Here is a 26,338-nt window from a genome sequence, read left to right as displayed (position 1 = left end):
GCGCTCCGCGTTCAGGGGCGGTGGCAGGGTCGTCAGGGCTCAGTCGGCGGCGTCCGCGATCCAGGAGCCGTGGATCATGGCCGGGACGCGGCGCGGGAGGAGGACCGTGGCGACCGGCGGCAGGGACAGGTCCGAGGCGTCGAGGACGAGGAGGCGCGAGCTGTCGGAGTCGAGGTCGCTGACAACGGTCAGGAGGTAGCCGGCGTCCTCGTCGGCGGCGGCCTCGGCCGGTGCGAAGACGGCCTCGCTGGGGAGTTGGCCGTTGCCGACGGCAAGCAACTGGCGGCCTTGGGTGCGTCGGTCGTACTTGACGAGGGTGTGGTTGCCGATGCCCTGGTCGTCGGGAAAGGACAGGGCGTACTGGTAGCGGTGTTCACGTTCGGTGTATGCCTCGTTGATGGTCGGGAACTCCACGGTGAGGTCGTCGATGGTCGCTTCGCGGACGTTTCCGGCTGCGAGGTCGACCGTCCAGCGTCGCGCACGTGACTGCGAGGTGGGCTCGACCCCCGGCCGGGGGCGCCGGTCCACCAGTTCCAGGAGCGCTGCCAGCCGTCGCGGCCCACGGCCGGGCCCTCGACGACGATCCGCCCGAGGGCGTCTTCGTAGGCGTTGGCCAAGTGCATCGCGTACCCCGGTGCGATGTCGAACCAGCGGACCTTCGCCGCTCCGCCCGTACCGCGCGGCAGGACGCCGATAGGGGAGGGCTGTGCGTCGCTCCAGGCATAGGGGATGCCGGAGTGCTCGGCCATGTCGAAGGTGACCGAGCCCTCCAGGAACACGACGGACCGCTCGGTGATGGCGAAGTCGTGCTTGAACGCCGCGCTCGCACCGGGCACCTCCTGGCTGTCGAGGACCTGGCCGTCGGGGGAGGCGACGTGGTGGATCAGGTACGGCGGGAAGGCAAGGAGGCGAAGAAGTGCAGCTCGCCGGTGACCGGGTCCTGCTTGGGGTGCGCGGTCATGGCGGAGGTGAGCTTGCCGTCGAAGTCGAAGGCGCCGACGGTCTCCAGCTCGGGGGTCAGCTCGAAGGGCAGGGCGGACTCGCACAGGGCTAGGAGGCGGCCGCCGTGTTCGATGACGTGGGTGCAGGCGGTGCTGGCGGTCAGGTCGGGGCCGTGCTCGGTCATGTAGGGGGCGCCGTCCAGGGCGGGGGTGTGGACCCAGCGGTTGCGGTACCACTCGGCGCGGCCGTCGCGCAGCCGGATGCCGTGGACCATGCCGCTGCCCTTGAACCAGTGAGTGGGGGTGACGCCGGGCTTACCATCCACGCACTCCTGGCTGCCGGGCACAGCAAGCGGTCCGTGGCCCGGCAACTCGGCATGGGCCTCAACACCATCCTGCGCTTCTCCCGCGCCACCACTCCGGAGGAGTTGTTCACCGGCCAGTGGCAGAGCCGTGCAACCAAGCTCGATGCCTTCAAGCCCTACCTCGACCAGCGCTGGCAGGAGGGCTGCACCAATGCTTGGAAACTGTGGGAGGAGATCAGTGAACAGGGCTACCCGGACGGCTACAGCAGCGTCCGCGACTACGTGAGCAGGACTCTTCGCGGCAAGCCCCAGCCGGGCGGGCCCCGGCCGCCATCGGCCCGTGCCGTCACCCGCTGGATCCTCCCGCACCCGGACGCCCTGACCGAGAGCGATCAGCTCCAACTCAAGGCCACACTGGCCAACTGCCCCGAACTGGAGACCCTCGCCAGACTCGTGCGGGCCTTCGCCCACATGCTCACTCGCCTGCAGGGCGACCAGCTACCGGCGTGATCGAATCGGCCACGGCCGCCACCGACCTGCCCAGTCTCAGCAGGTTCGCCCAGCATCTCGAACGCGACCTCGACGCCGTCATCGCCGGCCTCTCCACGCCCTGGAACTCCGGCGTCGTCGTGGGCCATGTCAACCGCATCAAGATGCTCAAGCGTCAGATGTTCGGTCGCGCAGGCTTCACCCTCCTGCGAAAGCGAGTCTTGCTCGCACCGTGACGGGCTGTCTGTTCATAAGCCGAGCTGCACTGGTCCGGCTGGAACACCAGAGGTGATCAATGCCGTCAGAGGCGTTGCAAGGTCGCGTGGGGAGAACAGGTCGGGACCGGCATAAGAATCGACTTCGTTCGGGTGCCACCACTTCAGACCGCTGATGTTCTCCGCGGCAAGCTGGTCGTCGTTCAGAGTCCCGCGCGGGCTGAAATTGGCAGTGCGAACGAGGAAGTAGTCGTTGATGACACCGTCGTAGCCTTCGGCATGATCAGGCGCCACGACTTCCTGGTGCCAGACATGCGGCGGATCGGTCCTGACGACAAGACCAACCTCTTCACGCAGTTCACGGCGGAGGGCGGCAAATGGCGTCTCGCCCGGCTCGATCCCTCCGCCGGGAGCTGCCCACACTACGGTTCCTGCTGGCTTGGGAATGGCGAACCGGCAGAGAAGGATGCAGTCGTCCTCGTCGAGGATGATCGCGCGGACTGAATGACGCAGGTTCACAGACGGCATCCGGACACGCTAGCGGCCCACGACAAGGGCGGTAGATCAAACAGGTAGGCGGAGGCCCAGTAGCTCACCGTCACCGGCCACACAAGTTGGACCAGAGCCCGAAGCCATCGACATAGCCACGAGCAACTACGGCCGGACCATACTGCCTGCAGCGGTGCGGCCAACCTTAGGCCCGCGCTGTGTCACGCTCGACGACGATCTGCGCCTCGAGCTCCTGCCCGCCTGGCCGGAAGACTGGCTCGTCCTCGAACGCGAGGGCTGGCGGACCCGCTCCGGGTGCACGCCCTCGAAAGCACGGTGTCCTTGCGGAATCGCTTGCGCGGCCGGCTTGTGAGCATGGGGCCCAGGTGGTCGATGACGCGGTCAGCTGTGGGCTTGGAGACACCGAACAGCGGGGCGATCTGCCGCATGTCACGTTCGTGCGCCAGTAAGCCGCCATGAGCAGTACCCGGTCCTCCAGCGGAGGTCTCCACGGCCGGCCCTTGCGGACCGCATCCGCGCCCTCGCGCCGCAGTGCGGTCACCAACTGGGCGAAGCAGCGCGGGCTCAGTCAGGTGAAAGGGCCTGTCAGGACGGCTCCGACGCCGGAGATCACATCCGCCACCGCAAGATCGTCCCACTGGCGAGCAGACGTTACGGGCCACCGTCAGGCGTACAGGATGCGTACGGCGAGCAGCGTCTGCCAGGTCCAGCCCATAGTCAACGAGATGCGCTGGACCAGTCCCCCGAAGTCGACCCAGCGTTGATGCTGGTCGAACGCAGCGCTGGCCAGCGCCATCGTCGTGACGAAGAGCACCCCGCTGGCGACCGAGTAGATGGTCCACCCGGGCGAGTTGGACAGGGCGAAGACGAAGCAGGCCGCAGTGAGGGCGAGGAATCCGATGAGAGAGAACAAGTCATGCAGAGCCCCTGGGCGGGTGTGACGCTGGATCCGATCAGGGGTGCCGGGAGGGTAGCCGCTCACCGGATCTGTCCGGAAGGCACCCGCGCCCAGCAGGCCGATCGCCCACGCGCCGATCAGCAGGGCACCCCAGCGGGACGGCCCCACACGCCACAGGCCCACGGCGAAGATCAGCGACAGCAAGCCGGCGAAGAGGAAGTTGGCGGTCTGCGCCCACCCGGCACGGCCGAGGGCGAGCGAACTGACGGGATGGCGGAACGGTCTGTAACCCACCCGGCTGGCGCCTTCTAACAGATACGCGACGGTGAAAAGCGGCCCAGCGGCCACTCGAATTCGGCGGCGCGGCGATACCGGAGGTCCCCAGTCCCCCAGCGCAGCCAGGACACATGGGCAACGCTCCAGCAGCGAGCCGGGTGCCCAGAGCCGAAGGTGGGTGTCCTACTCGGCTTCGTGGACGTGCATCGCGATGGGGTAGTGGTCGGAGTAGCCGTCTTTGTTGACGTCTTTGCCCATGCCGCCGAACAGCACGGGGGCGGGATAGCGGCCGGTGCCGACCATGCCCTGCGGGTGGGTGACGATGTGAACAGAGCCGGGCTCGGCCCGAAGGCGTGCGCGGGGACTCAGCATGTTCTTGTTGACCAGGAACTGGTCCAGGACGTTGGCTGTGTTCTCGAAGTAGAAGGTGCCGGCGGGTCGGACTGTCTGCTCGCTGCCGGCGGACTCGGTGCGATCGTCGTTTCCCACGATTGGCCACATCAAATTCCACAGCCGCGGTGCGGTGGTGGCGTTCAGGACTTTCGTCCGTTGCCGCGTGCTCAGGGCGTGCTGGGTGAGGGAGACGTTGAAGGGCTCGTCGTTGAAGTCGCCCATGACCAACACGGGCGTGTGCGCACCGTGGACCTCAAGCGCGCGCTCGTGGAAGTAGGCAAGGGTTTCGCCAGCCGTGGCCCGGTAGGCCGCCGACTCCAGCTCACCACCCCGTCGAGAGGGCCAGTGGTTGCCGAAAACGACCCAGGTATGCCCACTGACCGTCTTGAAGTTGACCTGGAAGATCTCCCGAGTGCCCGTACGGCGCATCACCACGTGTTGGAACCGCTGGTCGGCCGGCGCGGTGAACAAAGCCGAATCGTAGATAAAGGCCACGTCGACGCCGCGCTGGTCGGAGGTGTCAGCGTGCACGACTTGGTAGGTGCGGCCCGTTACCCGGTCGTTGACCGCGCCGGCGAGCTGCTGCATGACGAATTCGTTCTCGACCTCGCACACTCCCAGCAGATCCGGCCCCCGTTCGCCGTTCATCTGCGCAATCACAGTTGCCAGCTGACTGATCTTCCTGTCCCGCAGCTCCGGGGTCCAGCCCCGCAGGTCGTCACCCAGTACCCGGGCCATTTTCTCGCTACGTCGTGGCGAGTGCTCTTCGTCGAAGAGGTTCTCCACATTCCACCAGGCGACATAGAACGGTCCCATGCGGCTCCACCTTCCATCCACTGGGTGAGGCCCCAGCGCAGTCCGATATAGATGGAAGCACAAATAGTGGAAATAACGTCACGGTGAGTGAGGCGAGTCGCTGCTGTACCGCAGCTGCCGGCCGTCCGGAGTGCGGCGACGCGCTGCGCGACGACCGCGACCATTCTGCCCGCCCAGCATCACATTCGGTGGGCGGGCAGAGTGGTTGGGCAGTCGACCTGATGGCTGTTCTAACGGGCCAGCCGCGAGCGACGGCCACGAGCAGCACGGTGACAGCAGACAGGAGAGTCCACGCGGGACTTCATAGTGCCGAACCGCCTGCATCCGAAGAACCTGGTAACTGGGCGGATCAAATGGGGATTGCGGATCTCAATGCATCGGCTCGCAGGTCCTTGCGGATGGCATTGCGCAGTGCCTGGAGGCCGTCGTCGTACTTCGCTAGGTCGGCTTCATAGCCTGGCGAATGCATGTTTTGACCTTGGGCAATACGGTCGCGCAATGTGCGCAGGCTGCGGAAGGCGGCATCTGCGGCCTGGACGACCGGCTCCGGCGCTGTGAGCACGATGTGCTCACGGGTCTGAACCAGTGCGGCATCGCGGAAGGCAGCTCGTGCTGCCAGGTCGCGGGAGACACCTGCCTGATGATCGCCAAGCGAAACCATACGCATGGCCTGAGTGGCTTGGTGCAGGGAAGTCAGATAGGCGACGTAGATCTCTCGTTGTGTGTCCAGCCGGCGGTCGTCCCGTTCCCTTCTCCAGCGTATCCGGTCCGACAGCAACACTGACCCCAGACCCACAAGGGCGCCTAGTACCGTAGAGAGCAAGGTGATCCAAGACATGGCACGAGAGCGTAGGCCGCGTGCGCCAGCCGAGGGCACTGTCACCGTCCGCCCCGGAGACCGCCACTGACATCGAGTTGGCGGTAACGATTCTGAACGCTGCCGAGGCCCGGCGGACCGGCCGTGTGAAGAACCCTCCGATTCTCCGTGTCAGCCGCGTGGCTTCCCACAGCCCGTACCGAAACGCGATGGGTCGATGCAGCTCACCGGAGCGGCGGCCTGGTGCCCCGGCGAGCCCCTCCTTGTAGCCCGGCGAGGCCGTCTCCCGCGTCATCACCGGCGTCGCGCAGCGTGGCGAGCCTGCGATGCGCGCCTCCGCGGTCCTGATTGCCTTGGCCGCACACCCCGGCGCGGCGCCCGTAGAGTGCAGAAGCACCTGCGATTCCCCTGAGCTGCCAGCGTGACGAGGTCACCGAAGTTCTTCTGCACCGCGCTCGGCACGTGACAAGGAAACGCCTCGTCTTCCGGGCTGCCGGGAAACCGGTCCAGCGACGCCAGAAGACAGCGGCGGTGTTTGAGGTCCAGCAGGTTGTACCCGCCACTGCATCAACCGCCACCCGGACAGGCCAGTTGGCGTGATCGTGCGGCCGTGACCGCGTTCCTTGGTTGGTGTCCGCGCCGCAGTCAGCGGCGCGGACACCTATTCCGCGAGGAGCACCCGCCATGATGCGCACCACCGCCACTGCCCTGGTCGCCGCACTCGCCGCGTCCGTCCTGACGATCCCCGCCACGTCCGCCACCACCAGGTCCCCGCAGCGCCCCGAGGACGCACTGCGCGCCAGGGTGACCGCCGTCATGCAGACCGGAACGGTCGGCGCCCTCGCCCGCTCGACCGGCCCGCACGGCCGGCAGCGCACCGCCACCGCCGGCGTCACCGATACCGCCACCGGCGAGGCCGTCCGCGTCGGCGACCGGTTCCGGATCGCCAGCGCCAGCAAGACGTTCGTCGCCACGGTGGTGCTGCAACTCGTCTGTGAGGGGCGGCTGTCGCTGGACGACACCGTCGAGGACTGGCTGCCCGGCGTCGTCTCCGGCAACGGAAACGACGGCAGCAAGATCAGCGTACGGCAACTGCTCCAGCACACCAGCGGGCTGTACAACTACACGGCGGACCTCCCGGTCCTCGACAGCGTGGACGGCTTCAAGGCCGACCGGTACCGGACCTGGACAGACGAGCAGCTGGTCGCCATCGCCACGAGCCACCGGCCGAACTTCGCGCCGGGCACCAAGTGGTCGTACACGAACACCGGCTACATCCTCGCCGGAATGATCATCAAGAAGGCCACCGGCAACAACTGGCAGCAGGAAGTCACCCGCCGCATCCTCAGGCCGCTCCACCTCCGCCACACCCTCGCCCCGACCACCACGACGGGCATCCCCGGATCCCGTCTGCACGGCTACTCCGACTTCGACGGCTCCGGCGCGACCATCGACGTCACCGACGTCAACCCGTCCTTCGCGGGCGCGGCAGGCGCCATGACCAGTACGGCGGCCGACCTGACCCGCTTCTACCAGGCGCTCCTCGGCGGGCGCCTGCTGCGCGCGGCCCAGATGGCGGCGATGAAGACGACCGTTCGGACCCTGGAACTGGACTTCGTCTGGCCCGGCGCGAGCTACGGCCTCGGCCTGATGCGGATCCCGCTGTCCTGCGGCGGCTCGTACTACAGCCACCCCGGCGACTTCCCCGGCTACACCACCCGCAACGGCATCAGCGCCGACGGCCGCCACGTCGTGGTTCTCGCGACGACGGGCGACGGCGCGGCCGACATGTCCACCGAGCACGCGCAGAACAAGCTGATCGACGGGGAGTTCTGCGCGCCCGGCGGCAAGTAGCGAGGACCGCGAGGGCGGCCCCGGACCGAGAGCTTTGTCGTCGCGGACGGCGCAGGAGGCTTGCCGAACGCGGGCTCCGGCAGGCAGTAGCTGTCCGCATACCAGCTCGGGTGCAAGGGGGGAGGCAGCGATCGCCACCGGTTAGGCGTGGGCACCGACGATGACGAGGCGGCCGGAGCTTCGGAGTGTATGGGTAGGCCAGTTGCTCGGCGGCTTGACTGCGTAGATCGCGCCGTCCTCGTATCCAGCCACCAACGTGCGGGCGTCCGCGTACTCGACATCGGCCGGGCATAGCCCGAAGGCCGGGACGCAGCGCCGGTCGCGGCCCTGGGCGCCCGGCCTTCACCCACATCGTCCGCAGACGATCACACCCGCACGACGCTCTCAGCCCTGCGCGTTCGGCTCCTGCTCTCTGTACGCGAGGTGTCCGACAGCGGAGTGAGGGTCGAGGTCGATGACCTCCGCAGAATCCTGCACGACCAAGAGGCGCCGCGCGCGGACCTGGCCGCCTTGGCCATCTTCCACGCGCTCACCTCTGGGCAACGGCGCACGCTCAAGTCCGCCACCGGCGCGACGGGCGGCTATTTCTGCCGAACCTGACTGTCCTGCCTGGACCACCAGAACCGGCGTTGGCCCGCACCGCCAACCCCCGCCTGTTCATCTCCCATACGACAGGCTGCGGCGTCGAGCCTCGGCATGCCCCCCGGCTCCGCGAGGACCGCGTCCTCCATGAGGCCGTGGCTACCGGCGGCGACCCCCGCCGCATCTGCGACTTGTTCGGCCTGTCCGTCGGCGCGGCCCTGCGCCACACCGGCTCCACCGACCGACTCGGCCTCATCGAGCACAGCCTCCGCAACGCGGGACCGGCACCGCGGCCGGGGTCCGAGTAGGAACCGGCCGTCACAGGTCCAAGGTCGGAAGAGGTGTCACCGGCTTGTTCACCGCGGCTGCCGCATCGTCCTCAGGAGGCGGGTTTCGCGAGCCACCACTTGGTATCGAAAGCGGTTTGATCCGAGGGGGCTTTCGCCGGGTCTTCCACGGTGTTGATGAGGAAGGACTCGCTGTTCGGGATGGCGTGGACCTCGCTCGCCAAGTAGTCCGGGAAGGTGTGGTTCCAGAGGGTGCGGCGGCCCTTCACGCCCCAGACCACCACTCCCGCAGCAGCGGCCACGGCGCGCTGTCCGTCACCGAGGACCGCGGAACTGTTAATGACTCCGCCGTCGGTGATCGTCTTCTCGGCGACTACCCGGCCGGATGTGAGGTCGAGGACGACCGCGTGGCCTCCTGCGGTGGCTATGCCAGCGAGGTTGCCGGGCTCGTTGAGCGACACTCTGTAGATGTCGCACCCGCAGCTGATCGTCCCGCCGATGCGCTTGCCGTCGCTCGCGTCCCAGGTGTCAACACCTTGTTCGGAGGCGGCGCGTACCAGCCCGTCCTCGGTGACGGCCCAGTCCTCGTAGCCTGTCAGGGACTGGTCTTTCGTGGGAGGCGGTCTGCGCAGGACCTCGGTCTTCCCGGTCACCAGGTTCAGCACGGTGAGGTCGAAGGAGCCGTGGACGAAAAGACGACCGTCTGGCGACAGGGCGCCCCTCCCCTGGATACCGTCCACGACAAAATCGGTGGCAGCACCGCCCGAGGGATTCATCACCCGAAGTGTGTCTTTGCCTACCTCGTCTCCGCGGCTCAGCACGGCGATGCTCCTGCCGTCCGCCGAAACCTCGATGCTCCGCACTTCGCCGGGAAGGGTGGTTAACAGTTCGCGCGCTGCCGTGGGGCCTTTGGAGAAGTCGATGGAATAGACGTTTCCCGCTCCGGTGCCTGCAAGGACTCGGTCCTCGTCGAGTGCGGCTGTCGTGCTGATGCCTCCCACCCCGTCGGGAAGCGTCACCTCGGTGAGGGTGTAGCCGACACGTTCCGGAGGCCTCGACGCCCGCGCGTCGCCGGCCGTGTCGGCGGCCGGTCGACCGTCCGATTGCCAGCGGGACACTCCCACTCCGATACCGGCTGCGGCGACGCAGGCGATGACCAGCACAAGAACACGCAGTCGCATTCCCACACTCCTCACGGCGTGTCCTCCCCGGCCTGACCTGGTGGGACGAGGGGGTCACCGACCGCGCGCTGTCGGCCCGACTCGGCATGTACCCACTTGCTCTTCCCGTCCCAGTCCCAGGCCGGTGTCCGAGCTTTGGGGGATGTCTGGAAGTTCTTGCCGTCGTCATCGACCCGCATATGCACCCGCTCGTCCCCCGATACGAGGTCGAGTTCCAGGTACCAGTTGTAAACTGCCTCTTTGGCCGTCGCCGTGATCAAGAATGTCTCGATTTCGCCGGGCTCGACCGTGAAGCCGAACGGCGCGCCGTCCTCGGAGTCGTACTCGGCCCGGGGTCGTGGGCTGTCCAGGTCGATGGTGATGAAGCGGAGATTGGCCGAGCCGGCCGAGGGGCAACCGACGCCGACGTGAGATGCCGGCTTCTCCCGGGAAACGACGACCACCCGAAGATTGGTGATCTGCGCCTGGCGCTGTGCATTGCCCTGGACCGTCACTTGGAGTCTGCTCTCGCCCGCGTCGGTCCCGCCGTTCTTCAGCAGCCAGTCATGGAAGCCGGTGCACCCGTCTCCTGGTCCCGTGGTCGGCGTCGCGCCCTTGGGGAGTACGCCGTGCACGCTCGTGTCATCGAACGCGCCGACCCTCGCTGGATTCGTCTCAACGGAGACCATGGCGAGCGGCGCGTCGTCCTGCGTCAGTTTCTCTGCCCCGTCAGTGAGGCGCGTGACGCCCCACGAGACGATCCCCACCACCACCGTCGTGACGATCAGTCCCGGCAGCGACAGCCATAATTCACGTCGCCGTCTCCTCTCCCCCTGCCCGGTGTCCCCGGGTTCAGGCGTCCCCTGTCCGGTGTGCCCGGGTTCAGGCGTCCTCTGTCCGGTGTCGCCGGGTTCAGGCGTCCGGCCGTGGTTTGCCATGCGTGCCCCCTCTCGCACCATGGTCCTCTTCCGGCGTAGTGTCCCACCGCTTCGGCGTTGGCCACGGCCGTCTGCCGCTCGTACGAGGTTCAGTCTGGCCAATAGGTTCGGCGGCCCCGACGAACCCGAGCCCGCTCAGGTACCGTTCGGACGCATCACCCGGGAGTTCGGCTACGAGCCCCCTTCGACCGGGCGGACGAAGTGCCCCGTCGGGCACACGAAATCAGAAGCAGGCCTTCATGGGCCGACCCGATCGAGGCCCTGTTCAGCCCGCTGCTGCAGTTCTCCCTGGCCAACTCCCACCACCCCTGCCACCCCGCGCAGACCTGTGCCCTGCACGCCTACCTGCGCTGGCGCAACGCCAATGCCCGCCACCCGGACATACTCGCCGTCCAATGCAAGGAACGCGCCGCTATCTGAAGCGAGGGAGGCATCCGCTGGGGCGGACGCCCACTTCAGGCGGTGGCCTGATGACCCGGAACAGTCAGATGTCGCCCTGGACCAGGGCGTGCAAATGCTGGTCGTGCCACCCGTCTTCATGCAGCAGCGCGCTGCGCATCGTGCCTTCGACGGAGAAGCCGGCCTTGGTCGCTACCCGGCACGATGCCGGGTTGGCCATCGAGTGGCACAGCCGGAGCCGGTGCAGTCCAAGGTCGTCAAAAGCCCATTGGCTGAGACGCTGCGTGGCCTCGACCATGACGCCGCGGCCGCGGCCTGAGGGCAGGACCCAGTACAGGATCTCGGCGCTGCCACCAGCGAGATCGATGTCACCCAAGCCGATCAAGCCCATGGCCTGGCCGCCATCGGGGTGGGCGATGGCCCAAATCGCGCTCTGCTCGTTCTGCCAGCGCTCGTGCATGCGCTCGATACGCTTGCCTGCTTCCTCAAGCGACGCCACGACCAGTAGGTTCCACTGGCGAATTGCCGGATCCTGGCCAGCAGTTACCAAGGTGTCGGCGTCGCTGGCGCGCCAGGGGCGCAGCTCCAGACCGCTGGGAAGGGCGAGCACCGGTTGCTCCTGCTTGGCCATCTGGCCTGCGGGAACGACGGGCGGTATGGCTGAGGTGATCATCGCGGCATCGTGCCACAGCCCGCCATCGGACAGAAGTCGATGTCCGGAGCCCGATCACCAACCCGGCGAACGCATGCGGTCAGAGCCCTGGACACGCTTGTGGCAGGCAGTACATTCCGTCACGCCCCGCATCACCTTTCGTTCGGTTCCGTCCATCGCAGGTGGTGATCACGGGGCGTGCGGCAGGCTTCCGCCCGGGGGGGGGCTTGGGTGGGAGCCTTCGACTGTAGAGCGCCGGCCACGACTTGAATTGGCCCCCTCCCTGGAAGGGAGCCGTGCGTCGGTTGCACCTCCGGCGCGAGCACCGGTCGGATTGACCGGCCGCTCAAACTCGCCCGCCGGCGTCGCCCTCTGGAGATTCCGGGAATCGTGAACAACCTCAACGACCGCCGAGCGCCCCTTCGGGTAGATACTCGGGAGCTACGGTCAGGTAGTGGCGATCCCTCTCGCGGTCTCGGTAGATGACGTCCACCGACAGGATCCCAGCCCCCAACTGCCGCCGCCCAGTCTCCCCTGCGTGCCGCCCTCCATCGCACCCCCCATCCAGGAATCACGCCGCGCGTGATGCCGTGTACCGCCGAGTCGTCACCGAGATGGACGTCCCGTGTTCCCTGAGGCGACGAGAACCTGGCAGCCACACACGCAAGTTCACCCAAGTCGGAAAGGTTCACGATGCTCGCCTGATGGAAGGGCTCCCGCGCTTCAGCGAATCTACAGGCTACGGATGGGATTGCCCGAGGGTGAGATCGAGGTGACGGCAGACCATCTGCTGTCAGCGAATCCACCTGGCCGGGCGGTGATCCCGGTGCTTGTGTGTCGGTATGGAGATCCTGGTTCTGGGCGGAACGGCATGGGTGGCTCGGGAGTTGTCGCGGCAGGCGATCGAACGCGGCCATCGGGTGACCTGCCTCGCGCGTGGTGAGAGCGGAGAGGTCGCGGACGGAGCGACACTGGTCGCCGCTGACCGGCGCGATCCGTCGGCGTACGAGCCCTTGCTCGACCGGGTATGGGACGCGGTCGTCGAGGTGTCATGGCAGCCTGGCTTCGTTCGTGGAGCGCTCGACGTGCTGGGCAGCAAGGCGGGGCACTGGGTGTATGTCTCCTCCGGCAACGCCTACGCCTCTCACGCCACGCTGGGGGCAGACGAGTCCGCGGCCCTGCTCCCCCCGACCGACCGGAGCGAGGTCGACCGCGAGTTGTACGGCGAGGCGAAGGTCGCCTGCGAGAAGGCGTCGACGGCCGCTGTGGGCGACCGCCTCCTGATCGCACGAGCCGGGCTCATCGGCGGCCCGGGCGATCACAGCGGGCGCTCCGGCTACTGGGTCGCCCGCGCCGCACGCGATCCGCGAGGGCCGATGCTGGTCCCCGACACACCGGCCATGCCCACCCAGGTGGTCGACGCGCGGGACCTCACCTCCTGGCTGCTCGACACCGCGGAGACGGGAACCACCGGCACGTACAACGCTGTCGGTCCGGTCGTCCCGTTCGACGAGTGGATCGAGCTGTGCCGCGCCGTCGGCGGGCACACCGGTCCGGTGGTCACCGCCGAATCGGCGTGGCTGCTCGCCAACGGCGTGGCCCAGTACATGGGGCCCGAATCGCTGGCGATGTGGCTGGTCGAGCCGGGCTGGGAAGGGTGGTCGGCCCGGGACGGGTCCGCGGCGCTCGCCGCGGGGCTGCGTCACCGGCCCCCGGCGGAGATGCTGGCCGACACGCTGCGCTGGGAACGCGAGCAGGGGCTGGACCGGGAAAGGCGCGCAGGCCTCAGCGCGCAGCGCGAGCGCGAGTTGCTCGACGCCCTCGGCTGACGGCGCTGGACCGGTTTCGCACACTCGAGTGCTACAGGCGCCTTCCGTTCTGACCTCCCGATCCAGTGGTGGGCCCGGCCGAGAAGCATTACGGCCAGCGCGTGATCATCGCTCGCCCCGCCGGGCGGCCAAGTCGTCACTCATGCCCGGAGGCTCTCGCACCGCAATGACAAGACAACGCTGACGGCCGACAGGCACCGACGGCCGACAGGCACCAAAGGAAACGGTGTTCAAGGGCTGGCAGGCAGGCCGCACCGTTCCGTTCAGGAGCTCATCGCGCCGTCCACCACCAGGTCGTGTCCCGCCACATAGCGGGCGTCGGGTGAGGCGAGCCATAACACCATCCGGGCGATCTCCTCGGCGGACCCCACCATTCCGGCGGGGCTCTCCGCGGCCATCCGCCGCCGTCGGTCATCCTGGCTCTCGCCTGGCCGGGACGCCCATATGGGGGTGTCCACCGGGCCGGGAGAGATCGCGTTGATCCGGATGCCCTCGGCGAGGAACTCCCGCGCCACGGCCCGGGTGAGCGACAGGACGGCGGCCTTGGACGCGGAGTAGGCGGCGAGTTGCGGGACCGTCATATGCGCTGCGTTCGATGCGTTGTTGACGATGACGCCCCCGCCGGTCCGCCGCATCTGGTTGATCTCGTGCTTCATCAGCAGGAACGTGCCGGTGAGGTTGGTCGCGATGACCTCGTCCCACTCCGCGATCGACAAGTCGGCGAGAGAACCCACCAGCGAGACGCCGGCGTTGTTGAAGGCGATGTCCAGCGCGCCGTAGACGGACACGGTCCTTGCGACGAGGCGAGTCACATCGCCCTCGGACCGCACATCGCAGGGCACGGCGGTGGCCTCGCCGCCGTCCGCACGGATCGCGGCCACAGCCCGGTCGAGGTTGTCGGCATTGCGCCCGGCCACCACCACGGCCGCGCTCCGGTGCGCGAATGCCGACGCCGTGGCACGGCCGATTCCCGAGCCGCCGCCGGTGACCAGGACGACGCGGCCCGCGAAATCCGCGCTCACGCCGGTTCTCTCCAGTCCCCGATGATGCCGTGGAACAGGCCGTCCGTTCCCGGCTCCAGGTCTCCCCGGCGGTGGACCGACAGGGGCACGGGCAGCGGCTCCAGCTTGCCGATCGGCGTGGTGAGATCCGCGGTCGCCGCCGCCAGCAGCCCGAAGAACGTCCTCGCCAGGTCGATCGACACGCCCTGTCCCACGAGGCGCGGCCTGTTCTCCAGTTCGAGGCACAGTTCCCCGCGCCGCCACCCCAGCGAGAACGTGATGTCGTAGCGCGCCGAACCGGTCACCAGCTTGTTGGTGGCGAGCGTCGCGGTGGCCAGACTCCGTGTGGGCGCCGGGGTGTTCTGCAGGATGAACATCGTCTGGAAGTACGGCGTGCGCTCCGGCTCCACGGGGGGCGCCAGCGCGTCGAGCAGGACGCCGTAGGGAATGTCCTGGTTGTCGTGGGCCGCCATGACCAGGCGGTGGGTGTCCTCCACCAGCCGGCCCACCGGCACCTCGGGCCGGAACACGTAAGGCATCACCAAGGTGTTCACGAAGAACCCGACCACGTCCCGCCACCGTGGGTCGGTGCGCCCCGCGAAGGGCGTGCCGACGGCCAGGTGGTCGCATCCGGTCAGCCGCTGCAGGGCCAGTTGGTAGACGGCGAGCCCCAGCACGAAGAAGGAGGTGCCGCAGGCGCGCGCGACCTGCTGGGCGTTGTGGATCAGGCTCTGCGGCAGCCCGAGCCAGGCCATGTCGCCGCCCCACCAGGGCGCCTGGGGATCCCGTCCCAGCTCGGGCCACGGCAGCGGCCCGGGCGGGTCCGCCAGCCGTTGCCGCCAGTGCTCGAGCTGGTCATCGTGCCGGCCGCGTTCGATGCGCCGGCGCTGCCAGACCGCGAAGTCGACGTACCGGTGGGCGGGGGCGGGCCGGGCGGGCGCACCGGCAAGGAGGGCGCCGTACCGCTCCTGCAGATCGTCGAAGAAGACCGGGGAGGACCAGCCGTCGAAGGCGATGTGATGGAAGTTCACGATCACCACGGTCTCGTCCGCCGCCAGACTCACCAGGTGGGCCCGGGTGGTGGTCTCCGCCCGCAGGTCGAAGGGGCGTGCCGCTTCCGTCGAGCCGATCTGCCGCAGGCGCCCGATCCGCTCGTCCTCCGGCAGGCTCCGCAAGTCGTGCCGGAACACCGGCACGTCCCCTGGGTCGTGCAGCCGGGCGGTGAGCCGCCCGGCCGCCTCCCCGAAGGAGGCCCGCAGCGACTCGTGCCGCGCGGCCACCTCGCGCAGCGCCCTTTCCAGGACGCCGAGGTCCACCGGACCGCGCAGCAGCACCGCGATCGGCACGTTGAACGAGGCCGACTCCGGGAACCGGGCCTGGTACGCCCAGTGCCGCTCCTGGCCGATCGAGGCCCGCCAGGCCGACCCGGCGCCCGCCGTGCGCCCGCTGTCGTGGTACGCCGTACTCATGCTCCCGCCCCCTTCTGCCGCGCCGCGACAACCTCGGCGAGCGCCCCCGGGGTGGGGGCGTCGAAGAGATCGGCAACGCTCATGGGCACCCCGAACCGGTCCTGGAGCCGAGACACCAGTTGGACCGCGGTGAGGGAGTCGCCACCCACGCCGAAGAAGTCGTCGTCGGGCTTGATCTCGTCGAGCCCGAGGGTCTCTCCGAGCAGCCGCACCACCTCGGTCAGGGCGTCGTCCGCGGGTTCGGGCGCCTGGGGCGGCTCCTGCCCGGCGTCGTCCCGGGCCGGGGCAAGCGCCACCGGGGCAAGCGCCGGCGGAGTCTGCTGCGCCGCTGTCGGCGCCGCGGTGACGGATGCCTCGACGGGTGTCCACTCCTGCGCCGGGACCACCGCCACCTGTGCGGGAACGTGCTCGGTCAGCAGGCGCATCAGCATGTCGATGCCTTCGTCCAGCGTGATGCCCGAGGTCAGGCCGATCGCCACCGGCTCCTCGCGGACCGGGGGCTCGCTGCGGGGCGGCGCCGGCTGCTCCCCCGTCAGGGCGATCTTGGTGTAGCCGCTGACCGTGACCACGGCCCGGCCCAGGTCGTCGTAGAGCTCGGCGTCCACGGTCGAGCGGCCGGCCCGCTCCGGACGACGCACCATGCGGACCATCAGCTGCCCGGCGACCTCCCCGTACACCACCGCCCTGCGGCAGGTGAACGGCACGAAGTCACCGGCGGGCAGGTTCAGCGCCAGCGAGCGGTCGAGCAGGACCGGGTGGACCGGATGCGTGTCGAGGTCGGCGAGGTGCTCCGCGGCCAGCTCGAGCCGACCCACCGTCACGTCGTCCTCCCGGTACGCCGCACGGACGCAGCCGAACCGCTCCCCGAAGGTGAAGTCCGTACTCGAACCCTGCGGTGCCCCGGGGGCGACCGCCGGCCAGCCCCGGCTCAGCACCGTCAGGTCGGCGTTCGGGCGGTCGGCGGCCAGCGAGCGGTCGACGCGGACCCGTGCACGAGCGTGCACGGTCGGACGTCCCCCGCCCGCGGCGGCCCGCACTGTCGCGCTCCAGGAGCCCTCGGCCGTCCGCGTCAAGGCGACGGTCACCTCCGTCGGCTCCGCCACGAACAGGGGCTCAGAGAGCATCAGGTCCTCGATGACCACCGGGTCGAGGTCGTCCGCGCCGCCCGCGTCCCGCACGGCCCGCACCAGGAGGTCGAAGTAGGCGGCTCCGGGCAGCAGGGCCCGGCCTTGGAGGCGGTGTTCGGCCACGATCCAGTCATCGGGTGCGACGAGGGTCGTCCAGCGGGCGTCCTCCCGCTCGGGCTCCGCCGGGCGCTCCGGTGCGCCGCCGGCCATCCCGACCTCGTGCCAGGTCGGCCAGTTGACGCTGACGGTGACCGGGGCACCGGGGAGTGCGCTGTGGGCGACCGCGTCCATGAAGGCGTTCGCCGCCGCGTAGTCGGCACTGCCGAGAAGCCCGTTGAGGGCGGCCCGGCTGGAGAAGAGCGTCAGGAACCGGACGCCGGGCGTTCGGGCGACGACCTCCCGCAGCACCAGCGTGCCGGTCACCTTGGCGCTCAGCACCGTCTCCATGTCCGCTCGGGACCGGGTGCGCAGCAGCCCGCCCCCGGCGACGCCGGCGGTGTGCAGCACGCCGTGCACGGCGCCGTACCGGGAGAGCAGCTCGTCGAAGACGCCGCGTACGGCCCGCGCGTCCGAGACGTCGGCCGCGTGCAGCGTGACCTCGGCGCCGGCCGCCTCCATGGCGGCGACCATCGGGGCGATCCGCTCGCGCTCCTCGGGCCGGTCCGCCCGGCGCCCCATGAGGGCCAGGCGCGGGTGCAGCCCGGTGTGGGCCAGCGCCTGAGCCACCGCAAGGCCGATGGCGCCCAGTCCGCCGGTGACGACGTAGACGCCGCGCTCCTCCAGCAGGGTGCCGACCGCTCCGGTGGTCTCGTACTCCGTGCGGTCCGGCAGCCAGCGGCGGCTGCCGCGCAGTGCCACGGCCGGGTCGGAGCTGCCGGTGAGCTCAGCGGCGAGGACCGCGGGCGGCACATCGCCGACGTCGATCAGCCGGACCTGTCCGGCGCCCGACTCCAGGGCCGCGGACCGCACGAGGGCGCACGCGGCGGCGCGGGCGGGGCTCAGCCGTTCGGCGCCGGTGACGTCGACCGCGGACCGGGTCACCACGGTGAGGGGCAGCTGGCGCCGGTCCGCGTCCCGCTGCCGGGCGGCGGCCTGGAACAGTTCGACGACCGACCACAGCGCCTCGTCCAGCGCCTCGGGCGCGTCCGCCGCGCCGTCCGCCGGTGTCGCACAGGCCCGGCCGTGCACCAGCAGGCGTACGTCGACGGTCAGTTCGGCCAGGTGGCCCAGGTAGGCGGCGAGGTCCTCGGGGTGCCCGCGCCGCACGGTGCCGCGGTAGCCGGCGGCCTCGTACGCGTCGCCCTCGGTGACCGGCACGGCCCGGTAGCCGGCCAGCTGGACAGCGGTCACCAGCTCCCGGGCGGCGATCGGGTCGGCCGGGGTCAGCACGACCGCGTGCCCCCGGCTGCCGGGCGTGCGGCGATCGGCGGCCGGAGCGTGCCGGTCCGGGCGCCAGCCGGGCAGTGCGAGCACGGGACGCTCCGGGAGAGCGACGGGCGCGGCCGGCGTCTCGTCCCGCCGCGGCGCCGGAAGCTCGGCGGCGGGCGCCGGGCGCCGCTTGCCCGCGGCGTACGGCAGCCAGAACTCCCGGCGCCGGTACGGATACGTCGGCAGCGCCACCCGGTGGGTGCCCTGCGGGCGCGGCAGGGCTTCCCAGTCCACGTCGGCCCCGTCGCACCAGGCGTGGGCCAGCGCCGCCAGCAGCGTGGGCCAGTCGGCCTCGGCGCCGGCCGGCTCGCCTGCCCTGGGCAGGCAGCCGACGGCCCGGTGACCGGCGTCGCGCATTCCCGGGTGGCGACGGATCAGGCTGCTCAGGGCCTGTCCGGGACCCACTTCGAGGATCCTGGCCGGCTCCTGTCCGGCCAGCGTGTCCAGGGCGTGCCCGAACAGCACGGGCTCAACGAGCTGTTCGGCCCAGAAGCGGGGCGAGGTGGCCTGCGCCGGGTCGAGCGGGCGTCCGGTGGCGGCGGAGATCACCGGGATCTCGGGGACGCGCAACGTGCAACCCGCCAGCAGGCCGGTCAGTTCCGCCACCGCCGGCGCCATCATCGGCGTATGGAAGGCGTGCGAGGTGGACAGCAGCCTGCCCTGTACGCCGCGCCCGGCCAGGACCTCCCGCAACGCCTCGACCGCTTCGGCCGGGCCGCCGACCACCACTTGCCGGGGGCCGTTGACCGCGGAGACCGCGACCTCGGGGACGAGGAGTTCGCGCACCAGGTCCTCGGGGGCGGCCACGGCGAGCATCCGGCCGGGCGGCATGCTCTGCATCAGCTCCGCCCGGCGGGCGACGAACCGCACGGCGTCGGCGAGCGGCATGACGCCGGCCAGGGTGGCGGCGACCACCTCGCCCACGCTGTGCCCGATCAGCGCGGCGGGCTGCAGACCGGCCGCCCCGAGGGTGCGGGCGAGGGCGTACTCGACGCAGAACAGCAGCGGCTGGGCGTGCACGGTGCGGGCCACGGCCTCGGGGTCGCTCTCCTCCTGCCACACCTTCAGCATGTCGATTTCGAGGGCGTCGGAGAACAGCGAGAGGCACTCGCGCACCCGGGAGTCGAATTCGGGCAGCTGGGCGGCGAGGCCCACCGCGGCCCGCGGATGCTGCGAGCCCTGCCCGGGCAGAGCGAACACCAGGCGCCGGCGCGTACCGTCGGACAGCGCGGTCGGTGCCGCGCCCGGGTCGGCGAGGAGCCGGGCAGCCTCGGCGGGCCGGCTGAAGGTCAGGGCCGCCCGCGCGGGCAGCGCCCGGCGCCCCGTCTGCGAGGTGAACGCCACGTCCGCCGCGGCCTCGTCGGGCAGCGCGCCCAGGAACTCCGCCAGCCGGGCACGTACCTGGCCCTCGGCCTCCTGGTCGGTGCCGCTCCACACCAGCAGTTCGGTGCGCTCCGGGCGGGCCGGCGCGGGCACCGGGTCCGGCGCTTCCTCCAGGACGACATGGGCGTTGGTGCCGCCGAAGCCGAAGGAGCTCACGCCCGCGCGGCGCGGCGCGCCGGCCGTGCGCGGCCAGGGCAGCACCGCGTCCGCCACCCGGAAGGGGGTCTGCTCCAGTCGCAGCTGGGGGTTGGGGGTACGGACGTTGATGGTGGGCGGGATGCTCTCGTGGTGCAGTGCCAGCACCGTCTTGATCATGCCGACGATGCCGGAGGCCGGGCCGAGGTGGCCCAGGTTCGACTTCACCGAGCCGATCGCGCAGGCACCGGGCCGCAGCTCGCCGGAGGCGACCGCGAGCATGGCCTGGTGCAGGCCGTCGATCTCGACCGGGTCGCCCATCTGGGTTCCGGTGCCGTGCAGTTCCACGTACGACACGGTGTCCGGGTCCACGTCGGCGACGGCCAGGGCCTCGGCGATGGCGCGGCTCTGTCCCTCGGAGCTGGGTGCGGTGAACCCGGGGCGCTCGGCGCCGTCGTTGTTGATCGCGGAGCCCTTGATCACGGCGTAGACCGGGTCGCCGTCGGCGATCGCGTCGGCGAGCCGCTTGAGGACCACCACGCCGCCGCCGCTGCCGAAGACCGTGCCGCTCGCCTCGGAGTCGAGCGGCCGGCAGTACCCGTCGGCGGAGTCGATGCCACCGGCCACATGGCGGTAGCCGCGCCCGTACGGGGTCTCGATCTCCACGCCGCCCGCCAGCGCGATGTCGCAGTCGCCGAGCCGCAGGGCCTGGCAGGCCAGGTGGGTGGCGACCAGCGAGGTGGAGCAGGCGGTACGGACGTTCAGGCTGGGGCCGTTCAGGCCGAGCCGGTAGGAGGTATAGGTGGCCAGATAGTCGATGTTGTTGGAGACGAGCGCGACCATGTCGCCGACCTGGGCGAGGAGTTCGGGGTCGGCGCGGATGTGGTCGTCGACGTAAGTGTCGCTGGCGCAGCCGCCGTAGACGCCGATCCCGCCCTCGTAGCGGGAGGGTTCGTAGCCGGCGTGCTGGAGGGCGGTGGAGCACAGTTCGAGGAAGAGGCGGTGCTGCGGGTTGCGCAGCTCGCTCTCGCGCGGCGAGATGCCGAAGAAGGTGTTGTCGAATCCGCCCACGTCGTCCAGGAGCGGTCTGGCGGGTATGTAGTGCGGGTCCTTGAGCAGCTCCGGGTCCTCGCCCGCGGCCAGCAGTTGCTCGTCGCTGAGCCGGTGGATGCTGTTGCGCCCCGCCAGGAGGTTGCGCCAGAACTCGTCGGCGTCGGCCGCGTCGGGTACCCGCACGGACAGTCCGATGACCGCGATGGCGTCACTGCTCACTATCCGGTGCCTTTCTTGCTGTGGGATGGGGGGTTGCATGTGGTCAGCGCCGGTCCTGCTGCCGGCGGCGCAGGGCGGTGCGGACCGCGCGGCGGGCATCGCGCTCGCCGGCCGCCGAGAGCGGGGTCCCTGCGCGGCGCGGAGCGGGGACGGGCAGGGCGGCGGTGGCGTCCGCGCCCAGGTGGGTCGCGAGCGCTCGGGGCGTGGGGAAGCGGAAGACGTCCGCCACGGTCAGCTCCAGTCCGTCCGCCGAGACCAGCCGGTGGTACAGCTGCAGCAGGCTCATCGACACCATGCCCGCGTCGAAGAAGACGGTGTCGGGGGTGAGTTCGGCGTCCGGGCGGCACAGCTCCCGGGCCCGGTCGGTGATCAGCCGGGCGAGGTCCCCGGCCGCCGGGCGGCCGTCAGCGCCCGTGGAACGCTCGCCGCGCCGGTCCCGCAACTGCTTCAGCAGTGTCGGGACGTCGGCCTTGCCGTTGCGATTCAGCGGTAGTTCCGGCAGCCGGATCCAGTGCGCCGGCTGCTGCCAGCGTGGCACGGTCCGGGCGAGTTCGGCGGCGAGGTCCTCCGTGCCGCCGAGCCCGGTTCCGGCAACCCAGGCGAGCAGGCTGCCGGGGTTGTCCGGGTCGGCGGCGACGGCGCAGCTGTCGACGCCGCGGAGCCGGGCCACGGCGGCTTCCACCTCGTCCAGTTCGATCCGGTGGCCGCCGAGGGAGACCTGCCGGTCGGCGCGGCCCACGAGGGTCACCGCGCCGTGCCGGTCGCGGCGGGCGAGGTCCCCGGTGGGGTAGCGGCGGACGCCGTCGGCGACGGCCGTGCTCCCCTGCCGTCCGGGGGCGTTGAGGTAGCCGAGGGTCAGTCCCCGGCCGACGACGACGAGTTCACCGGTCTCACCGGTGAGCGCGATACGGCCATGTGCGTCGACGACCTCCAGGCGGCGGTACGGGGTACCGCTGCCGATGGGCACGGCGCCTCCCGTCGGCTCCCATCGGTGCAGGCTGCTGGCCTGCGGGGTCTCGGTGGTGCCGTAGAGGTTGAACAGGGCGGCTGCGGGGGCGAGTTGTGCGGTCTCCTCGGCGCGCGCGTCGTGCAGCGGCTCACCGTGGAACACCACGGCCCGCACCGAGGGCAGCACCAGGTCGGCCCGCACGGCGGTGAGGATGCCCGCCTGCGAGGGTGTCAGGTGCAGCACGGTGGCCGCGCTGCGCGCCAGCAACCGCAGGTGGGCGTCCGGCCGTTCGATCTCGCCGGGACCGGGCAGGCACACCCGGGCACCGAGGGTCAGCGGCAGCAGCAGGGTCCGCAGTACCGGGTCGTGGGCGGGCGGCGTGGTGAGACAGAAGACGTCGTCGGCGCCCAGGCCCAGCTCGCCGGCGTACCAGGCCAGCGGCTCGGGGAGCGCGTCGGCGGGCAGCACCACGAGCGCCGGCCGCCCGGAGGTCCCGGAGGTGACGATCAGATGTCCGGGTGCGTCCGGGGCGAACTGCGTCTGCCGCTCGTCGGGTTCACGCCCGCTCAGCGCCGACGGCTCGACATTCTCGTACGGCACTCCCGGCATGGTCTCCGGTCCGGTGCCCAGCGCCAGGGTGGCACCGGCCTCGGCGAGCACGTCCCGACGCCACGGCGCGGGTGCCTCGGCGTCGACGAGCAGCACCGGCCGACCGGCGTGCCAGACGCCGAGCAGCGCCGCGGCCAGCCCCGCGCTACGGCGGGCCAGGACCGCGACGGGGCGGTCCGGCTCGGCCCGCTCCCGCACCAGCGCGCTGACCCGACGGACCCGGTCGGCGAGTTCCCCGTACGTGACCGTGCCGAGGCCGCCGACGAGGGCGGGGCGGTCCGGCTCCCGCTCGGCCTGAGCGAGTACGGCGCGGACCAGGTCGGCACAGGTGCGGGTGGGGTCGGGGGCAGGCGCGAGGGCGGACGTCGCCGCGCGGTCCGGGTGGTCGGTGAGTGCCGGGTGGTCCGTACGCTCCGGGTGGTCCGTACGCTCCGGGGGGTCTGTGAGCACCGACAACAGCGCTTCCCGGCATGCCTCCAGGAAGTCCTGGGCCGTCCCGGTGTCCCAGATGTCCGTGGCGTGGACCAGGCGCAGGCGGTAGCCGCCGTCGGGGCGGCGGGACAGGTACAGGCCGACGTCGAACAGGGACCAGCGGGTCCGCGGCTCCTCGGGGACCGTCGCGTGGCCGCCGAAGGAGGCCGGCGCGGTGGCCTGCGTCAGGTCGTTGAACCAGGCCTGGAACAGCGGGTTGCCGTGCGAGGACCGGTCCGCGCCGACCTCCGCCACGATCTCGTCGAAGGTCACCGCCATGTGCTCCGCCGCGGTGAGCACCGCCCCCGCCACCGGCCGCAGCAGCGCACGTGTCCCGGCACCCTCGGGGACGTCGATGCGGACGGGGACGGTACGCATGAAGAAGCCGACGGCTTCGTGCTGTTCCTCCGTCTCGCGTCCGGACATCGGTACGCCCACGAGCACACTGCGCTGGCCCGTCCAGGCCGTGAGGGCACGGGCGTAGGCGCCGAGGGCGAGGCTGGCGACGGTGACCCGCTCGGCCCGGCAGACCCGGTCGAGCAGACGGCTGGTGTCCGCGTCCAAGTCGGCCAGCGCGTCCGCACCACGGTGGTCGGGCAGCCCGGGGCGCGGCCGGGCGTGCGGCAGGTCCAGCCGCTGCGGTACGCCGTCCAGCCAGGTGCGCCAGAAGGCGAGGTCGGCGGCGCGGTCCTCCTCGGCTGCCGGTGCCGTCACGGCGCCGAACTGGACGGCGTCCGGCAGCCGCGCGGCGCGGGCGCCGCACCGCGCGGCGTACAGCTCGGCGAGGTCGCGCTGGAGCAGGTCCAGGGAGTGCTGGTCGCAGACGAGGTGGTCGACGCTCATCACCAGCCGGGACCGGGTGCCCGCGCTGTCCCGCAGCAGGCCCACCGCCAGCCGGGGCAGCCGGTCGGACGGGAACGGCACGTCCGCGGTCTGAGCGACGAAGTCCCGTACCGCCTCCTCGGTCACCGCGTCGACCGTGCGTTCGGTGAACGGCTCGTTCCCGGCCGCCGGCGCGAGGACACGCCGCCGCAGCTCGCCACCGGGCCCCCGCTCGAGCACCGTGCGCAGGGATTCGTGACGGGCGATCAGGTCGGTGCAGGCGGCGCGCAGGGCGTGGGCGTCCAGTGCGCCGCGCACGTCGAGAACGCCCACCACGTTGTAGGCGGGCAGGTCGGGAAAGACCTGTTGCCACAGCCACAGCCGCCGCTGCTCGGGGGAGGCCGGGCCGCAGCCGCCCGACTGCCGCGGGGCGGGTGGGGCGGGCCGCGGTGCCGTCTCGGGCAGGCGGGCCCGCAGGTCGGCCAGCGAGATGTTGTCCCGCAGGAACACCGACAGCGGCAGCCGCACCCCCCACCGGCCGAGGATCCGCCCGGCGAGGCGTGCCGCGGCCAGACTGTGCCCGCCCGCGTCGAGGAAGCCGAGGCGCTCGTCGTCGGGGACGGCGCCGACGGCCTCCGCCCAGCAGCCGAGCAGGTCGTCGGCCGGCCGCTCGGCGACCGGGGCCGAGGCGGCCAGCCGCTCCTCGGCCAGCGCCCGCAGCGCCTTGTTGTCCTGCTTGCCGCTGCTGGTGAGCGGGATGCGCGCCGTGGCGGTGAACAGGGCAGGGACGAACGCGTCCGGCAGCGCTGCCGCCACCCGGTCCCGCAGCCCGCGCCACAGCTCCTTGTCCGGCTCGGTTCCGCGCGCGGGGACGACGAAGGCGCACACGGTCAGGACACCGTCCGGGCCGGGCGCGGCGACCACGGCGGCGTCCCGCACCCCGTCCAGGTCACGTAGCAGGTCCTCGGTCTCGCGCAGTTCCACGCGCTGACCGCGGATCTTCACCTGGTGGTCGATGCGGCCCAGGTACTCCAGGGCGTCGCCGTGCCGCCGTACCAGGTCGCCGGTCAGGTACAGCCGGGGCACCGGACACCACTCGGGCGCCGGCACGAACGCCGCTTCGGTCAGGTCGGGCCGGTTCAGATAGCCGAGGGCCAGCGGGACGCCGCCGATGGCGAGTTGACCGGCCTCGCCGGCCGGCACCGGCCGCAGGTCCTCGTCGAGGACGACCAGGGTGCAGTTGTCGATGGGGCCGCCGATCAGGACGGTGTCGAGGTCGTCGGCGTCCCGCGGGCACTCCCAGGCGGTGACGTCGATCGCCGCCTCGGTCGGCCCGTACAGGTTGTGCAGGTCCGCGTCGAGGACGGCCCGGAACCGCCGTACCTGCCCCGGGGTCAGCGCCTCGCCGCTGCACACGACCGCGCGCAGCGAGCCGCACCGGTCGGCGCCGGGCCAGCGCAGGAACTCCTCCAGCATCGACGGCACGAAGTGACACACCGTCACCTCATGGCGGGTCACCCAGTCCACGACCTCGCCGGGGTCGCGGTGCGTGCCGGGGGGCATGAGCACCTCGGTCGCGCCGGACACGAGGGGCGCCAGCAGCTCCCAGCCGGAGACGTCGAAGGTGGCGGGGGTCTTCTGCAGGATGCGGTCCGCGGGGCCGAAGCCGTAGGCGTCGCACATCCACGACAGCCGGTTGCACAGGGCCAGCGAGGGCACCACGACGCCCTTGGGCTCTCCGGTGGAGCCGGAGGTGAACAGCACATAGGCCGGGTGGTCGTCGGCGACGCGGGCCGGCGGTGCCCACTCCTCGGGGCCCACGGCGCCGGCTGCGGGGAACGCGTCGAGCCGCAGCACCCGGGTGGTGGCCGCGTCGTGGCCGACCAGGCTGTCCGCGGTCGCGTCGGTGACCATCGCGAGCACCGCACCGGAGCGGCGCAGGATGTCCAGGCGCCGCTCGCGCGGGTCCTCCGGGGCCAGCGGCAGGTAGGGCAGGCCTGCCTTCAGTGCGCCGAGCAGCGCGAACACCAGGGCACGGCCGCGTGGTACGCAGACGGCCACGACGTCGCCCGGTCGCCCGCCTGCGTCGGTGAGGAGACGGGCGACCGCGTCGGAGGCGGTCTCCAGCTCGGCGTACGTCACCGTCCCCGCCTCGTCGGCCAGCGCGACCGCGTCCGGCCTGGCGGTGGAGATGCTCCTGACGAGTCCGGGCACGCCGAACGGCGCCGGGCGGTCCTGGTGCGGCCCTCGCAGGATCGCACCTTTGACCTCGGCCGTCGTGCCGTCCATGCGCGTTCCCTTCCGGTGTCTT

19 protein-coding genes and 4 pseudogenes are annotated in these 26,338 nt (G+C 71.0%); 7 read left to right on the top strand and 16 right to left on the bottom strand.

Translation table 11 applies throughout. From position 1 onward, the window contains the following. Positions 1 to 39 precede the first annotated feature (39 nt). The 3 genes and pseudogenes from ACIBAG_RS31605 to ACIBAG_RS31595 form a co-directional block, all read right to left on the bottom strand. The gene (locus ACIBAG_RS31605; protein WP_399109730.1) at positions 40 to 528 is read right to left on the bottom strand and encodes a carotenoid oxygenase family protein; all 489 of its coding nucleotides are present in this window, start codon (positions 526 to 528) and stop codon (positions 40 to 42) included. A gap of 83 nt (positions 529 to 611) precedes the next feature. Beyond that, positions 612 to 836, bottom strand: a pseudogene (locus ACIBAG_RS31600) (carotenoid oxygenase family protein); the annotation flags it as partial. 47 nt (positions 837 to 883) lie between these two features. Beyond that, positions 884 to 1,267 (bottom strand): carotenoid oxygenase family protein, encoded by a 384-nt coding sequence (locus tag ACIBAG_RS31595; RefSeq protein WP_399109729.1) that lies wholly within the window; start codon positions 1,265 to 1,267, stop codon positions 884 to 886. Positions 1,268 to 1,300: 33 nt separating this feature from the next. On the opposite strand from ACIBAG_RS31595, the gene ACIBAG_RS31590 reads away from it, so the two are divergent. Next, positions 1,301 to 1,756: a hypothetical protein gene (locus ACIBAG_RS31590; RefSeq protein ID WP_399109728.1), complete on the top strand. Its 456-nt coding sequence runs from the start codon at positions 1,301 to 1,303 to the stop codon at positions 1,754 to 1,756. After that, positions 1,753 to 1,971 (top strand): hypothetical protein, encoded by a 219-nt coding sequence (locus ACIBAG_RS31585; protein ID WP_399109726.1) that lies wholly within the window; start codon positions 1,753 to 1,755, stop codon positions 1,969 to 1,971. Before ACIBAG_RS31590 ends, ACIBAG_RS31585 begins: the two co-directional genes overlap by 4 nt. A 12-nt stretch (positions 1,972 to 1,983) precedes the next feature. Here the strand turns inward: ACIBAG_RS31585 and ACIBAG_RS31580 are convergent, their stop codons facing one another. The 5 genes and pseudogenes from ACIBAG_RS31580 to ACIBAG_RS31560 form a co-directional block, all read right to left on the bottom strand. Next, positions 1,984 to 2,478, bottom strand: coding sequence for an NUDIX hydrolase (locus ACIBAG_RS31580; protein WP_399109724.1), 495 nt, complete (start codon positions 2,476 to 2,478; stop codon positions 1,984 to 1,986). Between the two features lie 290 nt (positions 2,479 to 2,768). Next, positions 2,769 to 3,028: pseudogene (locus ACIBAG_RS31575) on the bottom strand (transposase family protein); the annotation flags it as partial. A 96-nt stretch (positions 3,029 to 3,124) separates the two neighbouring features. After that, positions 3,125 to 3,706 carry a DUF998 domain-containing protein gene (locus ACIBAG_RS31570; protein ID WP_399109723.1) on the bottom strand — a complete coding sequence of 194 codons (582 nt, stop codon included), beginning with the start codon at positions 3,704 to 3,706 and terminating at the stop codon, positions 3,125 to 3,127. Positions 3,707 to 3,817: 111 nt separating this feature from the next. Next, entirely contained in the window at positions 3,818 to 4,843 is a 1,026-nt protein-coding gene (locus tag ACIBAG_RS31565; RefSeq protein ID WP_399109722.1) for an endonuclease/exonuclease/phosphatase family protein, read from the bottom strand. A gap of 349 nt (positions 4,844 to 5,192) precedes the next feature. Then, on the bottom strand, positions 5,193 to 5,681 hold the full coding sequence (locus ACIBAG_RS31560; protein WP_399109721.1) for a hypothetical protein: 489 nt from the start codon (positions 5,679 to 5,681) through the stop codon (positions 5,193 to 5,195). A 663-nt stretch (positions 5,682 to 6,344) separates the two neighbouring features. Here ACIBAG_RS31560 and ACIBAG_RS31555 point away from each other — a divergent pair. The 3 genes from ACIBAG_RS31555 to ACIBAG_RS31545 all read left to right on the top strand — a co-directional run bounded on the left by ACIBAG_RS31555 (position 6,345) and on the right by ACIBAG_RS31545 (position 8,404). After that, on the top strand, positions 6,345 to 7,514 hold the full coding sequence (locus tag ACIBAG_RS31555) for a serine hydrolase domain-containing protein (protein WP_399109720.1): 1,170 nt from the start codon (positions 6,345 to 6,347) through the stop codon (positions 7,512 to 7,514). A 438-nt stretch (positions 7,515 to 7,952) separates the two neighbouring features. Further along, positions 7,953 to 8,114, top strand: a complete 162-nt coding sequence (locus ACIBAG_RS31550; protein WP_399109718.1) for a hypothetical protein — start codon at positions 7,953 to 7,955, stop codon at positions 8,112 to 8,114. Positions 8,115 to 8,251: 137 nt separating this feature from the next. Further along, positions 8,252 to 8,404 (top strand): hypothetical protein, encoded by a 153-nt coding sequence (locus ACIBAG_RS31545; protein ID WP_399109716.1) that lies wholly within the window; start codon positions 8,252 to 8,254, stop codon positions 8,402 to 8,404. Between the two features lie 71 nt (positions 8,405 to 8,475). On the opposite strand, the gene ACIBAG_RS31540 is transcribed toward ACIBAG_RS31545, so the two are convergent. Together ACIBAG_RS31540 and ACIBAG_RS31535 are read right to left on the bottom strand one after the other, a co-directional pair. Continuing rightward, a complete protein-coding gene (locus ACIBAG_RS31540) occupies positions 8,476 to 9,564 on the bottom strand; it encodes a TolB family protein (RefSeq protein WP_399109715.1) in 1,089 nt (362 codons plus the stop codon). A gap of 11 nt (positions 9,565 to 9,575) precedes the next feature. Next, a complete protein-coding gene (locus tag ACIBAG_RS31535) occupies positions 9,576 to 10,481 on the bottom strand; it encodes a hypothetical protein (protein WP_399109713.1) in 906 nt (301 codons plus the stop codon). Positions 10,482 to 10,718: 237 nt separating this feature from the next. On the opposite strand from ACIBAG_RS31535, the pseudogene ACIBAG_RS31530 reads away from it, so the two are divergent. Then, a pseudogene (locus ACIBAG_RS31530) lies at positions 10,719 to 10,901 on the top strand (IS630 family transposase); the annotation flags it as partial. A gap of 64 nt (positions 10,902 to 10,965) precedes the next feature. Here the strand turns inward: ACIBAG_RS31530 and ACIBAG_RS31525 are convergent. Then, positions 10,966 to 11,553, bottom strand: coding sequence for a GNAT family N-acetyltransferase (locus ACIBAG_RS31525; protein WP_399109712.1), 588 nt, complete (start codon positions 11,551 to 11,553; stop codon positions 10,966 to 10,968). Between the two features lie 821 nt (positions 11,554 to 12,374). Here ACIBAG_RS31525 and ACIBAG_RS31520 point away from each other — a divergent pair. Further along, positions 12,375 to 13,361 (top strand): NAD-dependent epimerase/dehydratase family protein, encoded by a 987-nt coding sequence (locus ACIBAG_RS31520; protein ID WP_399109710.1) that lies wholly within the window; start codon positions 12,375 to 12,377, stop codon positions 13,359 to 13,361. Between the two features lie 263 nt (positions 13,362 to 13,624). Here the strand turns inward: ACIBAG_RS31520 and ACIBAG_RS31515 are convergent, their stop codons facing one another. The 5 genes and pseudogenes from ACIBAG_RS31515 to ACIBAG_RS31495 all read right to left on the bottom strand — a co-directional run. Continuing rightward, a complete protein-coding gene (locus ACIBAG_RS31515) occupies positions 13,625 to 14,383 on the bottom strand; it encodes an SDR family NAD(P)-dependent oxidoreductase (RefSeq protein ID WP_399109708.1) in 759 nt (252 codons plus the stop codon). Continuing rightward, entirely contained in the window at positions 14,380 to 15,831 is a 1,452-nt protein-coding gene (locus ACIBAG_RS31510) for a condensation domain-containing protein (RefSeq protein WP_399109707.1), read from the bottom strand. The genes ACIBAG_RS31515 and ACIBAG_RS31510 overlap by 4 nt, the downstream gene beginning before the upstream one ends. Then, positions 15,828 to 21,176: an SDR family oxidoreductase gene (locus ACIBAG_RS31505; RefSeq protein ID WP_399109705.1), complete on the bottom strand. Its 5,349-nt coding sequence runs from the start codon at positions 21,174 to 21,176 to the stop codon at positions 15,828 to 15,830. The genes ACIBAG_RS31510 and ACIBAG_RS31505 overlap by 4 nt, the downstream gene beginning before the upstream one ends. A 43-nt stretch (positions 21,177 to 21,219) precedes the next feature. Continuing rightward, entirely contained in the window at positions 21,220 to 24,681 is a 3,462-nt protein-coding gene (locus ACIBAG_RS31500) for a condensation domain-containing protein (protein WP_399109853.1), read from the bottom strand. Positions 24,682 to 24,774: 93 nt separating this feature from the next. After that, positions 24,775 to 26,316, bottom strand: a pseudogene (locus ACIBAG_RS31495) (amino acid adenylation domain-containing protein); the annotation flags it as partial. Between the last annotated feature and the right edge of the window lie 22 nt (positions 26,317 to 26,338).

This window comes from Streptomyces sp. NPDC051243, from assembly GCF_044455405.1.
Classification (GTDB): Bacteria; Actinomycetota; Actinomycetes; order Streptomycetales; family Streptomycetaceae; genus Streptomyces.
The sequence above is the reverse complement of the archived record's forward strand: the minus strand, read 5'-3'. Positions and strand labels throughout refer to the sequence as shown.

What these genes read in the sequence shown, in the direction of transcription:
- ACIBAG_RS31555 (WP_399109720.1), top strand. Translation starts at nt 6,345, where the DNA reads ATGATGCGCACCACCGCCACTGCCCTGGTCGCCGCACTCGCCGCGTCC.
- ACIBAG_RS31580 (WP_399109724.1), bottom strand. Translation starts at nt 2,478, where the DNA reads ATGCCGTCTGTGAACCTGCGTCATTCAGTCCGCGCGATCATCCTCGAC.
- ACIBAG_RS31565 (WP_399109722.1), bottom strand. Translation starts at nt 4,843, where the DNA reads ATGGGACCGTTCTATGTCGCCTGGTGGAATGTGGAGAACCTCTTCGAC.
- ACIBAG_RS31520 (WP_399109710.1), top strand. Translation starts at nt 12,375, where the DNA reads ATGGAGATCCTGGTTCTGGGCGGAACGGCATGGGTGGCTCGGGAGTTG.
- ACIBAG_RS31540 (WP_399109715.1), bottom strand. Translation starts at nt 9,564, where the DNA reads ATGCGACTGCGTGTTCTTGTGCTGGTCATCGCCTGCGTCGCCGCAGCC.
- ACIBAG_RS31525 (WP_399109712.1), bottom strand. Translation starts at nt 11,553, where the DNA reads ATGATCACCTCAGCCATACCGCCCGTCGTTCCCGCAGGCCAGATGGCC.
- ACIBAG_RS31510 (WP_399109707.1), bottom strand. Translation starts at nt 15,831, where the DNA reads ATGAGTACGGCGTACCACGACAGCGGGCGCACGGCGGGCGCCGGGTCG.
- ACIBAG_RS31535 (WP_399109713.1), bottom strand. Translation starts at nt 10,481, where the DNA reads ATGGCAAACCACGGCCGGACGCCTGAACCCGGCGACACCGGACAGAGG.
- ACIBAG_RS31560 (WP_399109721.1), bottom strand. Translation starts at nt 5,681, where the DNA reads ATGTCTTGGATCACCTTGCTCTCTACGGTACTAGGCGCCCTTGTGGGT.